12 protein-coding genes are annotated in these 15,710 nt (G+C 58.1%); 11 read left to right on the forward strand and 1 reads right to left on the reverse strand.

The annotated features are described in order from the left end of the window. Nucleotides 1–923: MoxR family ATPase (locus K0A93_12800; GenBank protein ID MBW6512969.1), on the reverse strand; the 923-nt coding region annotated here is incomplete at its 3' end. Nucleotides 924–1,141: 218 nt separating this feature from the next. Here K0A93_12800 and K0A93_12805 point away from each other — a divergent pair. The 11 genes from K0A93_12805 to K0A93_12855 all read left to right on the forward strand — a co-directional run bounded on the left by K0A93_12805 (nt 1,142) and on the right by K0A93_12855 (nt 15,373). Beyond that, entirely contained in the window at nt 1,142–3,217 is a 2,076-nt protein-coding gene (locus K0A93_12805) for a hypothetical protein (GenBank protein ID MBW6512970.1), read from the forward strand. Beyond that, nucleotides 3,207–4,568: a sigma-54 dependent transcriptional regulator gene (locus K0A93_12810; GenBank protein ID MBW6512971.1), complete on the forward strand. Its 1,362-nt coding sequence runs from the start codon at nt 3,207–3,209 to the stop codon at nt 4,566–4,568. Before K0A93_12805 ends, K0A93_12810 begins: the two co-directional genes overlap by 11 nt. Nucleotides 4,569–4,992: 424 nt before the next feature. Continuing rightward, nucleotides 4,993–5,745: a hypothetical protein gene (locus tag K0A93_12815; protein MBW6512972.1), complete on the forward strand. Its 753-nt coding sequence runs from the start codon at nt 4,993–4,995 to the stop codon at nt 5,743–5,745. 138 nt (nt 5,746–5,883) lie between these two features. Beyond that, nucleotides 5,884–6,579 (forward strand): hypothetical protein, encoded by a 696-nt coding sequence (locus K0A93_12820; GenBank protein MBW6512973.1) that lies wholly within the window; start codon nt 5,884–5,886, stop codon nt 6,577–6,579. A gap of 325 nt (nt 6,580–6,904) precedes the next feature. Next, the gene (locus K0A93_12825) at nt 6,905–7,918 is read left to right on the forward strand and encodes a cytochrome c3 family protein (GenBank protein MBW6512974.1); all 1,014 of its coding nucleotides are present in this window, start codon (nt 6,905–6,907) and stop codon (nt 7,916–7,918) included. 26 nt (nt 7,919–7,944) lie between these two features. Then, entirely contained in the window at nt 7,945–9,084 is a 1,140-nt protein-coding gene (locus K0A93_12830; protein ID MBW6512975.1) for a hypothetical protein, read from the forward strand. Beyond that, complete coding sequence (locus tag K0A93_12835; GenBank protein ID MBW6512976.1) at nt 9,071–9,895, forward strand: cytochrome c3 family protein; 825 nt, start codon at nt 9,071–9,073, stop codon at nt 9,893–9,895. The genes K0A93_12830 and K0A93_12835 overlap by 14 nt, the downstream gene beginning before the upstream one ends. 4 nt (nt 9,896–9,899) lie before the next feature. Further along, nucleotides 9,900–11,891: a hypothetical protein gene (locus K0A93_12840; protein MBW6512977.1), complete on the forward strand. Its 1,992-nt coding sequence runs from the start codon at nt 9,900–9,902 to the stop codon at nt 11,889–11,891. An 8-nt stretch (nt 11,892–11,899) separates the two neighbouring features. After that, a complete protein-coding gene (locus tag K0A93_12845; protein MBW6512978.1) occupies nt 11,900–12,961 on the forward strand; it encodes a 6-bladed beta-propeller in 1,062 nt (353 codons plus the stop codon). After that, a complete protein-coding gene (locus K0A93_12850; GenBank protein MBW6512979.1) occupies nt 12,958–14,487 on the forward strand; it encodes a hypothetical protein in 1,530 nt (509 codons plus the stop codon). Before K0A93_12845 ends, K0A93_12850 begins: the two co-directional genes overlap by 4 nt. A gap of 136 nt (nt 14,488–14,623) precedes the next feature. After that, nucleotides 14,624–15,373, forward strand: a complete 750-nt coding sequence (locus K0A93_12855; GenBank protein ID MBW6512980.1) for a hypothetical protein — start codon at nt 14,624–14,626, stop codon at nt 15,371–15,373. The last annotated feature ends 337 nt before the right edge of the window (nt 15,374–15,710 follow it).

Here is a 15,710-nt window from a genome sequence, read left to right on the forward strand (position 1 = left end):
AGTGTGCGGACGAGCGATGACAGCACCTCGCGTTTGTTGAGCCCCTCATGTTCGGGGCGCAGGATCAGCCGATGGGCGCCAACCGGCAGCAGCATCGCTTGGACATCCTCGGGGATGACATGATCGCGCCCCTGCAGCCAAGCGCAAGCGCGGGCGCTCTGGGCAAGGGCAATGGCGCCGCGCGGCGAGATGCCGGCGCTGACCATCGGGGCATTGCGGGTAGCAACAGCAATGCGATGGATATAATCGATCATCGCCGCCGCCAGATGCACCTCCTTCTGCGCCGCTTTACGACTGGACAGAAGCTCCTCCTGCGTTAGCAGGGGTTCGATATGTTTCAGCTCATCGCCGATACCGCCGCCGGCGATGATCTGGCGCTCGATCTCGGCGGCAGGGTAACCGATGCCGGTGGTGATCAGGAAGCGGTCGAGCTGTGACTCGGGGAGAGGAAAGGTGCCGACCTGCTCGCCGGGATTCTGGGTGGCAATGACCATGAACGGCTCGGGGAGACGGTGCGTCACCCCTTCGACCGTCACGCAGCGCTCCTCCATTGCTTCCAAAAGGGCGCTTTGGGTGCGGGGCATGGCACGATTAAGTTCGTCGACCAAAAGGATGTTGCAAAAGATCGGGCCGGGGATGAAACGAAAATCGTTGGCGGCGCGATCAAGGATCGACAATCCGGTAATATCGGAGGGGAGGAGATCACTGGTACACTGCACCCGGCCAAAGAGGAGGCCAGTGGCGCGGGCCAAAGCCAGGGCCAGGGTGGTCTTGCCGAGTCCGGGACGATCTTCCAAAAGGAGGTGACCGCCGCAAAGGAGAGTGATGATCGCCAACTGCAAAGCTTCGTGCTTGCCGGCCAGGTGCTCGCGGTCGAGGGTGTCAAACAAGCGGAGGATCGCTTCCCGTTCCTGTTGTGCCATATCAACTCCTTCAAGGGATATTGGAATTTATCTTACCCTGTGCCTTACTTTGGAGGCAAGCGGCTGACCAGATTGGACCGGCCGGACGGAGTTGGGGACAACGTCGTTGACAGAAAACGCTTCAACAGCTTAATCTCTCGGTGTCTGCCCTCATTCATCACCCCTTTGCCGCAGGAAAAGATGATTTTATGACCCGTCGCTATATCCGCAGAAGAGTCATGATTCCTTTGACTCTAACCTTTTTGGTCCTCTTCGCTGCTTTTCTTTATAGTGGTTACGCCATTCGCGAAGAAAAGATTGAGCGGGAACTTGCCCACCGCTACGAAGTCGCCCAATCGACGTTAAACGAAGTCATTGCCCGCCGCGTTGAAGTCATGACCACTGTCGGCCAGTTTCTCGCCGATGACCAATTATCGCTGGTGGCCATGCGTAACGGCGACCGGAGCGCCCTTTACCGGCAAGCCGCTCCCTTCTATGCCCGCATGGCAGAGAACGCCGGAATCACCCACCTTTATTATCACACCCCCGATGGTCACAACTTTTTGCGCGCTTATCGACCGGAAGTCTTTGGCGACCTGATTACCCGCCAGACTCTGCGGCACGCCATTAACACGGGAATGCCGTCCCATGGGCTCGAACTTGGCGATCTCGGCACTCTGACGCTGCGGGTGGTGACCCCCTGGCGCGACGAAAACGGCCTGCTTGGTTTCATCGAAATCGGCACCGAGATCGAGACGCTCCTCTCCGCTCTGCGCAAGATTGGTGGTTTCGACTACGTCGTGAGCGTGCAAAAAGAATATCTTGACCGCGCCAAGTGGGAAGAAGGCATGCACCGCCTCCATCGTACCAGTCTATGGGAGACCTTCCCGAGCAAAGTGGTGATCGACAGCAGCCTGGAGATTCCCGAAGCCAACCTCGCCAAAATCCTCAACCTGACCGGTAGAATCAACAACAGCGGATCATGGTACGAGATTAACAGTGGCGACGGCCGCCGTTTCGCCACCCGGCAATTGGCCTTGATCGAAGCAGGAAATCGACTGATCGGTGATTACTATCTCCTCTACGACACCACCAACGAGACCAAAGTTTTTTACCTTTTTATTGTCCGCGTCATCGGCATCGGCCTCTTCCTCTCAGGTGCCCTCTTCATCTTTGCCTGGCGCATCCTCGGCAGGACCGACCGCGAATTAACGACAACCACCCAGCAGCTCGTCGATGAAAAGAACGCGATCGAAACAATCAATCACTCTCTGGCCACAGAAATCGAACTCCGCCGGCAAGTCGAAGTCGATTTACAACTGCTCAACGAACAACTCGAAGAACGCGTCCATGAGCGGACCGCGAAACTTGAAGTCGCCAACCACGAGATCGAAAAGAACCGCAACGAGCTCGCCGCCGCCTACGCTGATTTGCAGGCCAAACAGGCGACCATCCTCCATCAGGACAAGATGGCCTGTATCGGTCAGCTCGCGGCCGGGGTGGCCCACGACATCAACAACCCGGTGGGATTTGTCAGCCATAATCTCGATCTCTTCGCGCGCTATTTCGATCAACTTGCCCATTTTATCGCCCTCCAGGCAGAACTGATCAAATCCCGGGGCGACAGCGACCTGATGAGCGCCTGGGAAAAAGGCCAGCGCGATTTCAAAGTTCAAAAAGTTTTCGCAGACCTTGCGGAAATGATCGAAGAATGTCGGGACGGGACGGGCCGGATCACCCGGATCGTCCAGAGCTTGCGCAGCTTTTCGCGGCAGGACCATTTACAACTCCAGCTGACCGATCTGCATCACTGTCTGGAGAGCACCCTGACCATCCTTCGCCCCGAATTACGCGACAAGGTCACGGTCCTGCGGGATTACGGCGAGCTGCCGCAAATCTATTGCTATACCGACCAAATCAATCAGGTTTTGATGAATCTGTTGCTGAATGCGGCCCAGGCCATCACCGGCACAGGAGAGATCCATGTGCGCAGCTGGACTGAGAATGAGCAGATCTATCTGTCTATCGCCGACAGCGGCTGCGGCATCCCGGCAGAAAAACTTGAGCGGATTTTCACCCCCTTTTACACCACGAAACCGATCGGCGTCGGCACCGGCCTGGGCTTGAGCATCGCTTATGATATTATCGTCCGGCATCAGGGTGAGCTCCGGGTCGAAAGCGCGCCGGGGGTGGGGACAACCTTTATCATCCGCCTCCCTTTCGATATCCGCTCTCAACCACGCGCCCCCAAGGGCGAAGCCGAGGGCGACAGCGCGATCAATCAAAGAACGCCAGGAGCAGACCTTGACGACTAAAAAGACCCGCCTCCTTTATGTCGACGACGAAGCCGCTTACCGCCGGATCTTTTCCCGCGAGCTCGGCGACGATCCCCGGTTTGAGATCGAAACCGCCGAAAGCGGCGCCGCGGCCCTGCAACGGCTCAAGACTTTTCCGGCGGAGATTGTCCTCAGCGACCTGTCGATGCCGGGGATGGACGGCATCGAGCTGTTGCAGGAGATCCGCCAGCGCTATGCCGAAATCTTCGTCCTCATCCTCACTGGCGTCGACTCCAGCCACGAAGCGGTGCGGGCAATGAAAGCCGGCGCCTACGACTACATTCTCAAACCCTTTGACATCACTTCATTGCTGATGCAGCTGGAGAAGATCCTCAAGCACCGACAACTGCTGGACGGGAATAAAGAGGACAGCAGTGCGGAGTTCCATTTCGAGAACCTGATTGGACAGGATCCGGCGATGTTCGAACTCTTCGAATGCATCCGCCGCACCGCTCCGACCAATGCCACCGTCCTTATTCGCGGCGAAAGCGGCACCGGCAAAGAGTTGATCGCCGCCGCCCTGCACGCCCGCAGTCCCCGCCGCGACCAGGTCTTTGTCCCGGTCAACTGCGCAGCTTTGAGCGAAGGACTGATCAACAGCGCCCTCTTCGGTCATGAAAAAGGGGCCTTTACCGGCGCCGATAAACGCAAAGCCGGATTTTTTGAGCACGCCCATAACGGCACCATCTTTCTCGACGAAATCGGCGACATCCCGCTGGCCACCCAGGTCGCCCTGCTGCGGGTTCTCGAACTCGGCACCTTTCAGCGCGTCGGTGGCACTGAAACCATCAAAGTCGATACCCGCATCATCTGCGCCACCAACAAAGACCTCGAAGCCGCCATTCAAGAGAAGAGCTTTCGCGAAGACCTTTATTATCGCCTCAACGTCGTCACCCTGACCGCGCCCCCCTTGCGGCAGCGCCGCACCGACATCCCCCTCCTCGCCGATTATTTCCTGCACAGGTACAGTCAAGAAAATAACAAAGGGATCAAGGCGATCAGCAAAGAAGCGCTCGATCTCCTTTGCGCTTATCACTGGCCCGGTAACGTGCGGGAGCTCGGCAATGTCATCGCCCGCGCGGTCGTCTTCTGCAGCGGCACAGAACTCCAGCCGGCGCACCTGCCAACCGAGCTGCGGGACAACAAACAGAGCGCCGGTTTCCATCTCAACCTCACCTCTTCCCTCCTCCCCGAGATCGAAGCGACTGTCATCCGCCAGGTCCTCGAAGCCAAAAACTGGAACCTGTCCCAGGCCGCCGAAGCCCTCGGCATCGCCCGCGGCACCCTTTACAGCAAGATCAAGAGTTACGGCCTCGAAAAGTCGTCCTGAAGGGGCGGCGCATTGCCCCTGCCGAAAATTGGACACTCCTCTGCAGGCAACACCAGGGGGGGGATTCTTCCTCCTTTCCCCGCCTTTACTCGCAATCGCCTTCTCCCTCCCCCCTCCTGTCGAAATTTGAACAATTCCCGATCCTTTTATAAAAGTTGTTTTATTCCATAGTGTTAGCAATTCAGAGATGCCAGCGCTGTCGATTTTTGAACAGTTAAGCAGAGCGGGCAATCAGCCAAAAGAGCTTAAAAAAACAAGCTAACACCTCGTAATTACGACATAAAAAAGATTTATTTCAAGTTGGCATCGCTATTGCTATAACGAAACCCGTTCATTTACAAGCGTGCATCCGCACAGTCACTAACCCGATCCTGCCACGACCTGGCAGGGCAATAACACCCAGCAAATGGGAGGAGAATGACAGATGAAAAAATTTCTCGTACTTATGGCAGCAGCAGCAATGGTTACCGCCGGTGCCTCGATGGCTCTGGCCGCCACCGCTAACGACGGTTTGGGCATCCAAGGCAGCTCGCATGACTTCTCGGACAACGTGAACCTTGCCAACAAGGCTGCCACAGCCCCCGCCGAAGGTTGGAACAATCGCCAGGAAATCTGCCGCGTCTGCCATGCCCCGCATGACAAGGGCCGCACCACCTACACAAACGGCCTGCTCTGGAACCACAAGACCTCTGATCTGACCTTCACCATGTACAGTAACCAGGGCGGATTCACCAGCCTTGACGGCACTGTTGATGCCCAGCCCACCGGCAGCTCCAAACTCTGCCTCAGCTGTCATGATGGCGCCACCAACATCGACGCCTTTGACAACAAGCAAGCTCTCGGCACCATCACCATCGCCGCTTACGAAAATGCCAGCCTCAACCAGGGCGCCAGCACCGGTCACCTCGAAGGCAACCATCCGATCTCCATCACTTACGAGGAAGCACTTGACGGCGAACTGAACGTAGCGGCTACAACCTTTTTTGCTGACGGCAGCTCCATCGCCAAGGTTCTGGAAGACGGCAAGGTTCAGTGTGCCAGCTGCCACGACGTCCACAACAAGGGTACTGCCGCTGGTTCCTCCCTGCTGCGCAGCCCCAACACCCTTGATGCTGCCAAAGGTGGCGACGGAACGTCGACTGCTTCGGCTCTGTGCCTGACCTGCCACAACAAGTAAGCAAGCAAGTCAGCGAAGTCTGGCAACATGACTTCCATCAGGGGAGGGAGACAAATAAAGTCTCCCTCCCCTGACTTGTTTTTGCGATGAGGATTCCACTTCAAGGGAAAGACTCACCGCAACAAGGAGGAGGGTTCCATGCATAAACGAATCACCCTGACATTGCTGCTGATCGTGCTGGTCCCTGCCGGGCTGACCTGGGCCGCATACGGCGAAGGCATCAGGCAGAGCAAGCATGATTTTTCTGCGGCATCGTGGGATGAATTCAACAATTCCGGGGAAATCTGCATCTTCTGCCATGCCCCCCACGACCAGGGGCGGACCACCTACGAGAACGGCCTGCTCTGGAACCGGGCCGTCAGTCAGACCCCATACACCATGTACACCAACGGCTACGCCGGCTTCACCAGCCTGGATGGTGCGGTCGATAGCACGCCGACCGGCAGCTCCAAGCTCTGCCTGGCCTGTCACGACGGCACCTTGGCGATGGACAGTTACGGCGAGCACAGCGGCGGCATCCACACCATGTGGGATGAAAATCTCAGCCGGGTTATCCCGCGGGCCATGGACGGCGGCAACCTCAACCTGCGCGGCAGCCACCCGATCTCCATCGTCTACAGCGCGGCCGCGGATGGTGAGCTGCACGATCCGGCGCTGGCGACCTGGGCCAACGGCTCAAGCGTCGCCTCAACCCTGGAGAGCGGCAAGGTGCAGTGCGCCTCCTGCCACGATGTCCACAACGGGGCGGGAACATCAGCCTGGATCCTGCGCACCTCCAACACCACAGCTGGCGGCGCGGCGTCGGGACTTTGTCTGACCTGCCACAACAAATAGTCCCAATCAGCATTTTTTTCACTGCAATCTGGATCCATTGACAATCAACAGGCAGGAGGCCGACCGGTCTCCTGCCTGTTGATTGTTGCGGTGCAACAACCGCTGTGCCGGGCGACCATAGGAACGCCGAGCACTGTGCCTTTGTGCAGAAGCGAGGTGCGGTATCACGTTGAGGAAGAGACCTAAATCCCCCTTGCCACCCGGATCGGTTCGGTTATAGTGGCTAGTTGATGGAATAATTCCCTTTATTTGTTCTCTTTTCTTGCTATAATTTGCCTCTGTTTCGGATTATTAACTAAGTAGCCCCCCTGTCGGAGTATTGCGCATGCCTGCCCTTGATCGTTCTTTTCCCCCCCGGCTCATCTTGCTCGTCGCCCTTGTCTTGGCGCTCTTTGTGCCGCCCCTCCTTTGCCAGGCGGGCAGCGCCAGTGAGGTCTTTCTCTTGGCGGCGGACGACAGCTGCCTCGATTGTCATGACGATCTCCTTGAGCAGCAGTACAAGCACGCCGCCATTGACGACCGTGACAGCTGCACCCTTTGCCATCCGCTGGCTGATCCGAGCCAACATACGCCGACCCGGCCGGGGAAGAATGTCGCCGAGCTCTGTTGGCAATGTCATGATGCCTTTGCCGGCAGCAGCGCGACGCACGGCCCGGTGGCGACCGGTGAGTGTACCGCTTGTCACGACCCGCACAGCGCCGCCCAGGCGAAGCTGTTGCGCCAGGCCCAGCCCACTCTGTGTTGGAGCTGTCACGACAAGACGGTAGAGGACGCGCAAAAAATTCAGCTGCCGGCGACCAAGCCCCTCTTCGAGGACAAAGAGGCGATCCTCCACCCCCCCTTTGCCGATGGCGGCTGCAACGACTGCCACTTGCCCCATGCCAGCGACCAGCCGCGCTTGCTGAACGCCGCCTATCCGGCCGGTTTTTATCAAAGCTACAGCACCGCCGCTTACGAACTCTGTCTGAACTGCCATGACAGCGCCGCTTTTAACGCAGCGCGCACTCTGACCGCTACCGCCTTTCGCAATGGCAACCTCAACCTGCACTATCGCCATGTCAACAAGGATAAGGGGCGCTCTTGCCGCGCCTGCCACAGCGCTCACGGCGGTTATCAGGCGCGCCTGGTCACCCAGAGTTTTCGTTTCGGGGATCGTCTTCTGGGGGTAGGCTTTGCGGCGACCGCCAGTGGTGGCAGTTGCACCACCAACTGTCATATCAAGGCAAACTACGACCGGCTGGAGCCGGCCTTTAATCCCTTACGCACCAGCCCGCGCCCGCCGGGGCAGAATGCGACCCCGGAAGAACTGCAACACGCCGGCAACGCCGGCTCACGTTAATCAGACTCTAACCTAGGAGACTCTCTATGTTTCGTGCGGTATCGCTGTTTCTCTGCTTTTTGAGCCTGCAATTGCTGGTCGGTTGTACGACTACGCCACCCGTTGCCACGACTTTTTATCCGCCCCTGCCGCTGCAGCCGCGGCTCCAGTTTCTGACCGCGATCTCCCATGAAGAGGACATCGGCAAAAAAACCAACGCCTTTCGCGAGTTTTTGACCGGCGAAGGACAAATGAAGCGCGGCATCAGCCGGGCCATGGACGTCGGCAGCGTCAAGGGGATGCTCTACGTCACCGATCTCGCCTTCGGGCGAATTATCATGATCGACCTGGAAAAAGGGACTTTCGACCTGCTCAAGGATGAGAATGAGGGCGCTCTGCGTCAACCGTTGGGGCTGCATGTCAGCGCCGACGACTACAAATACGTGACCGATGGGGTGCGCAAGCAGGTGGTAGTTTACGGCCCGGACAATGCGTATGTTCGCAGTTACGGTAAAGAGGGGCAGTTCGAGCGGCCGATGGACGTGACGGTCTTCGGCGAACGGATCTATGTGGCCGACTTCCTCAAGCATGTGGTGGTGGTGCTGGACAAAAGCAGCGGTGAGATCGTCCAGACCCTCGGCGGTCGTGGCACGACAGCGGGGAAGATGGACCGGCCCAGCCACGTCCGGGTCGACCGCGAGGGCAATCTTTTCGTCAACGACTCTTTTAATTTCCGCATCCAGAAGTTCAACCCGCAAGGGGAGTACCTCAAGGAGTTTGGCTATGCGGGCTCCACCCTGGGCGGTTTTGCCCGCCCAAAAGGCATGGACGTATCACCGGACGGCAAACTGCTCTACGTGACCGATGCCGCCTTTGAAAACGTCCAGATCTTCGATGATGAGAGCACCCTGCTGCTCCTCTATTTCAGTCAGTTCGGCTCCGGCCCCGGCGATCTCTACCTGCCACAGGCGGTCTTTATCGACGCCAAGAACGTCGAATATTTTCAACGCTACGCTGACAAGAATTTCAAGGTTCGTTATCTGGTGATCGTCAGCAACTCCATCGGCTTTAAAAAGCTCAACATCTACGGCTTTGGTGACTGGATCGGCGAAAGAACCCCGGAGATGGATCAAGCGCCGGCGTCCCTAAGCGATTTGGAAAAACAGTCCAGCGATGCCGCGAAGTAAACGACATGTGCTGCTGCTCTGGCTGTTGTTGGTGCTCGTGTCGCTGCTGGCCGGCGGCTGCAGCCGCGAAGTTCGCTACCAGGTATTGACCTTCTTTTTTACCGGCGTACCACCCCTTGACTGGGTGCCGCCGGAAGAAACGAATCCCGCTCAGATCGCGCTGGAGGCCCGAGAAAGGCGGCAGCTCAAGAGCAGACGGGCACAGGCCGACAGGGTCTTCACCGGAGTGTATGCACATGGGCCCTATGTCGGCGAAGCCTGTGCCGAGTGCCACGTCATGACCGTCGGCGGCTTCGGTTTTCGCAGTGGCGGCAGTTCTGAAACCGAAAAAAAGACCATCGCACCAGGGCAATTCGTCCTGCCGCCCGGCGAGTTGTGCGTAGCCTGTCACGCCGGCAAGGGGAACGCCGCCGTTCAGACCGCCGGGCGTTTTGCCCATGGCCCGGGCTGGAACTGTCTGACCTGCCACGAGCCCCACAACAGCAAGGAACCCTACCTGCTCAAGGCGGCTGCCAACGATCTTTGTCAGCGCTGTCATGGCAACAGCAAGGGGAACGCCGCAGCGCAAGCCGCCGATCTTTACTCCCATGGACCGGGCTGGAACTGTGTGAGTTGCCACGATCCGCACAGCAGCAAGGAACCGGCCCTGCTTACCGTTGCGGCGAATGACCTTTGTCGTCAGTGCCATGGCGCCGGCTTTATCCACGACGCCGATCTGCACGAAGGGCTGGTCGATTGCCTCGATTGTCACAATCCCCACATGGGGCGCGACGCCACGATGTTGCGCGCTGACTTGCGCGAGGCCTTTTAAGGATATGTCGGCTCTGTCTCTGCGATTTATCCGTCGGATCGGGATCACGACGACCCTGACGATGCTGCTGGTGACCGGTCTGGCGCCGACCGCTCCAGCGCAAATGTTTTATCTTGAGCGGCCGCGCCTCGGCAGCGAATTTGAGTATGACTTTGAGCAGAATGATCAGACCACCCCGACCTCCCGCCGGGAGAAGACCAGTCATCAGTTTATCGAGGGGCTAACCCTGACGACGCGCGGCTTTGCTTATCATCAAAATACTCTCGTCTTCGATCTGGAGTTCAATCCCAAATGGGAACAGCAGGAAGAATCCTTGACTCCCGGCGGAGAAAGTTCTCGACGCAGCTTTTATCTCGACTACAGTTTTAACGGCACCATGCTGCAATCTCGCCAGCTCTTTCTGCAACTTTTGGCCCGGCAAGGGACGATGACCAGCAGCAGCAACCTCTCTCCGACCTCGACCCATGAAAATACGGCTTACGGCGCCACCCTGGTCTTTAAATCACGCGCCCTCCCCACCCGGTTCAGCTATCTGCACAATCAGCAGCGCCAGGAAGGTTTCTACGCATCGACGCAAAACAATGAGAGTTTGCGCCTGAGCTCAAGATATCGGACAGCACGGCAAGAGACCACTCTGAATGGCGATTACGAAGACCGGCAAAGAAAGGCGCGCAGCGTCACGCAGAACACAGAAAATACCTCACTACGGCTGAACAATTCTCTGCAGGTCACGACCGATCGCCGGATTCGCCTGAACTCGGGGCTCACGACCCGCTGGACAAAGAGTACAGGGGGGAAAAGCAGGGATCTCAATCTGGGCGGAGGTCTCAATTGGCAACACACCCCGCCGGCACAACGACTGCAGATCAACAGTAGCTACACTGCGCGCTATACCGCCATCCACAACGAAGATGAATTACGGGAAACCATCCCCCTGGCCACGGAAGTGACCCTCACCCATCAACTCTACGAAAATCTGCGCACCACCCTGCGCGCCAACGCCGGCCATACCACCACGCCGGAAGCACGGGAAACCATCTATGGCGGCGGCCTCGCTTTCGATTACATACGGCGAATCCCGGCGGGGATGATGCTCAGCCTCAACCTCGGTCATGCTTATCAGGTCAATGACCGCATCAGTTCGAACGAAGCCGTCGCCAGCACGGACGAATCGGTCACCCTGAGCGATTTCAACCTGACCTTGTTGGCCAGCCGCTATGTGGAGCTGACCTCGGTGCAGGTCTTCAGCGCTGACGGCTGGGAATATCACCGCGATAGCGATTATACCCTCACGGTGGTCGGTAACTTTGTGCAGATTGCGCGCAATCCCTTTGGTGGCGCCATCAGCGAAGGGGAGACGGTGCTGGTCCGCTACCGCTTCCGCAACGACCCCTCGGCCCAACGCGGGACACTGACCCGCACCTATGGCGCCGGCCTTGCGCGTGGCTCGATCTTCTCGCTGCGCTACAGCCTGACGTTGATCACGGAAGAGTTACTGTCGGGATTGCCGCCCGATACCCTGGCTGACGACACCCGGCAAAACGTTTCGGCGCAGCTCAATTATGGCTGGTCGGATACTCTGTTAACGGCAGATGAAGAACGCAACACCGCCGGTAATTCCTCCCGCCGCTGGCGACTGACCCAGAATTTCCGGTGGCGACCCCGCCCGGATCTGGCCCTGAACGTCAATGCGAATTACGGCGAGACCGAACTCCTTGACAACGGCCAGGACGGCGACGCCTACGGCCTGCGCGCTAACGCCCAATGGCAATCGACCCCGAATCAACAATGGCGCTTTGAAACCTTTCGCGACACCAAAACGACGAATCAGCCGACGCGGCTGGAAAATACCGGCCTCGGCCTTTTCTACACCTGGCGCTACGGAATATGGCGCTTACAGGCCGACTATCGCTTTATCCTTGAAAAACAACCCCTGGTCGGCCAGGAAAAAACCTTGAACTCCCTGAACCTGGCATTACGGCGGACTTTGTATTGAAAACGACTATGACCAAAATCAAGCGACTCACAGATCACCACCGGCCCTGGGTTTGGGCTCTGCTCTTGATCGTTCTGCTCTTGGGCGGCTGCCTGATGACACCGTCGGCGCGTCCCCCTTTACCGCAGCTGATCTGGCCGGAGCCACCGGAAATCCCCCGCATCACCTTGATCAATATCGTCCACGGGCCCGCGGATCTCGGTATTCGTCCTGGGCTGCTGCGGCGGGCCTGGAGCGCGCTGGCCGGACACAGTGCCCCGGAAATCCAGTCGCCGCACGGCCTGAGCCTCGATGCTTCGGGACGACTCTACGTCGTCGACAAGGTGCTGCGTCAGGTGCATGTCTTTGACCAACAGGGGCAGCGCTATCAAACGATCCCGACCGCAGGCAGCCAACTGCTCACGCCGATCGATGTCGCCATCGACGACCAACGGGGCCGGATCTTTGTCAGTGACCCCGGCGCCGGAGCGGTGCACATCTTTAGCCGCGATGGTCAACCGGTCGGGGAGATCCGGCGCGGATTGATCGGCAGACCGACCGGCCTGGCGATTAACAGCAGCCGTGATGAATTGCTGGTCATCGATTCGGCGCATGCCTCCCTGGTTCGCTTTTCCCTGGCTGATCTGGAGCCACGGCAAGTGATCGGCCACCTCGGCGAAGGAGAAGGCCTCTTCAACGCGCCGACAGCCGTGACGATTGGGCGAGATGGCCGCATCTATGTCGTCGACACCCTCAATCACCGGGTGCAGATTTTGACCGCTGAAGGGGTTTTTGTCGGCACCTTTGGCGCGGCCGGTGACGGCCCCGGTTATTTCTCGCGGCCCAAAGCCGTGGCCATCGACCGCCAGGGGAACATCCATGTCGTTGATGCGCTCTTCGACAATATCCAGGTCTTCGATGCGGCCGGACGACTGCTGATGGCGTATGGCGGGCCGGGCTATGACCCTGGGCGTTTTTGGCTGCCGGCCGGGATTGCCAGCAACGGCAAGGGGAAAATCTATGTGGCGGACACCTATAATCGGCGCGTCCAGATCTTCCAGTTTCTCGAAGAAGGGGAGTTGCCCGAATGAATAACCGATGGTTCAACTACGGCAAGGGGCTGCTGGTGATGGCGGCCGGGGTTGTCATTATGACCCTGCCGACCTTCGCCGCCGGAATTCGTGACACCAAACACAACCTGTCCGCCGGAGGGCCAGGCTCGATCAAGGCTCTCGACGAAGGTGAGCTGTGCATCTTCTGCCACACGCCGCATCAAGGCCGGCAGGACATCCCCTACCTGTGGAATCGCGCCGATTCGACGGCTGTGTACATCCCTTATCAAAGCTCGACCCTGTACGCTGCGGTCGGTCAACCGACCGGCGCCTCGAAACTTTGCCTGAGCTGCCACGATGGCACCGTCGCCCTCGGCATGCTCGGGTCGCGTCCCGAAGAAATCCCCTTTGTCGGCGGCCTGCGCTTCATGCCTGCGGGTCCGTCGCGACTCGGCACCGACCTGTCGACGTCGCATCCGGTCTCACTGGTCTACGACGCCGCCCTGGCAGCAAGCAATCCCGCCCTCAATTCCCCGGCGTCGCTGGTCCATCCCCTCCACCTTGACAAAACCCAGCAACTCCAATGCTCCACCTGCCATGACCCGCACGACGACACTTTCGACAAATTTCTGGTGATGTCGAACCAGAACTCCCAACTCTGCACGGTCTGTCACTCTATACCGGGCTGGGCGGACAGCGCACACGCGCTTTCAAATGCAAGTTGGAACGGAGTGGGAACCGACCCCTGGCCCGACAGTCCCTATACGACCGTGGCGGAAAATGGTTGCGCCAGTTGTCATAAAAGCCACAGCGCTGGCAGTTCCCAGCGCCTGCTCCGCTATGTAGCGGAGGAAGACAACTGTCTTTCCTGCCACAATGGCAATGTCGCAGCCACCAACATCGCCCCGGAACTGACGAAACCTTACCGGCATGCGGTGCAGGATTATATCGAAGTTCACGACCCGATCGAAGATTTCACCAGCGGCACCGTGGCAAAACATGTGGAGTGCGCCGATTGTCATAATCCGCACCATGCCAACAGCCAGCCCGGCGCGACGCCGGGCGACCCGCCCCTGGTGAGCGGCGCGACAGCGGGCGTCAGCGGTATCGATATCGGTGGCGGCCCGGTCTCTCCCGCTCTTTATAACTACGAAATCTGTTTTAAATGTCACAGCGACACCCAGATGCTTGGTACGGCGCCTATCACCCGGCAGCTCGATCAGTTCAACACCCGCCTGGAGTTTGATCCGGCCAATCCCTCCTTCCATCCGCTAGCTTCTCTGGGCGTCAATGCGGATGTGCCGAGCCTGCTCACCCCTTGGACCGAACAGTCCCGCATCGACTGCAGCTGCCACAACAACAGCCCCAGCCTCGGGCCGCAAGGCCCGCACGGAGTGAGCATTACCCAGGGGAACTCGATCAATAACCGTCATTTGATCAATTTCAATCTCGATATCGTTGCTCCCGACGCGCAGGGACGACTCTATTTCGAGGATCAAGGCACCTTCACCGGGCAGTGTTTTCTCAACTGCCATGGCGTCGCCCATGAGCCGAAAGGTTACTAAAAATCAGGCTAAAGCTGATTTGCTTTTGCCGTTTTCAGCTGCTAAACTGCCATTGTCCTGAGTTAATGCTGCCCGGAAGGAGTCTGTGTGCGTTATGAAAAAAATCCAAATGTGGAACAGCTACGTCGGGCGGGGCTTGCGGCGAATTGCCGGACTTGGTGTCCTGCTGATACTGCCCGGCGGTATGGCCTGGGCCTCCAATCCCTGGACTTTCCCGCCACTGCCGCCGCCGAACCAGTACGGCAGTGTCCTGATTGATCGCACCTCGTCGGCCAACAACATCTTGCCGGTCGGCTTTGCCCACTGGTCGCACCGTTTGCGGTATACCTGCCGGGTCTGCCACGAAGAGCTCGACTTCGCCATGTTCGTCAACAACACTGAAATCACCGAAAAAGAAAACCGCCAGGGACAATATTGCGGCGCTTGTCATAATGGGAAGACCGCTTTTGGCCACACCGACGAGCATTGCCAAAAGTGCCACAGCGGCACCATCGCCATCGCCGAACCCGCCTTCGCTGAACTTGGCCGCTTGCCAACGGCCCGTTTCGGCAACAAAATCGACTGGTCCAAAGCCCTGGAGAGCAACCTGATCCAACCGAAAAAAAGCTTGTTCGATGCCGACTACAAGCCGTTGCCCTTCGACAAGAAGCTCGATCTCGAATCACGCTGGTTTGGGGTTCCGCCGGCGATTTTCCCGCACGACCAGCATAGCCAGTGGCTTAACTGCTCCAGTTGTCACCCCGACATTTTCAACATCCAGAAAAAAACCACGAAACACTTTGAAATGATTTTTATTCTCGAGCGCAAATTTTGCGGCGTTTGTCATCTGAATGTCGCCTTCCCCCTCGATGACTGCAAACGCTGTCATCCGAAGATGAAAAACTGAGATGCGCTCGGCGCGAAGTCAGAACTCGATCCCGCAGGAAGTTTTGATGCATAGGGAATCCACATTGAGCCGAAAACTATTAAAGAAGCAATCAACCTCGTCACCACAGGAGTTTATGATGATGCGTCAAAAAAATTTCTTGTTTCTCTTTATTTCTGTCTGATGCTGCCAGCGCTGGGGTGGGGCGCGGAAAAAGAAATTCTTTCCGGAACCGGCCTCTTCAGCAAGACCGAGGGCAAATACACTCATATTCAGCTGCATCAGAAAGGCAAGGAGGTGTGGCTGGCGGCTTCCGGCTTCAAGGTGGCGGTGGGGGATGAAATTGAATATGCCGGGG

It is taken from the genome of Desulfuromonadaceae bacterium, assembly GCA_019429445.1.
GTDB lineage: Bacteria > Desulfobacterota > Desulfuromonadia > Desulfuromonadales > JAHYIW01 > JAHYIW01.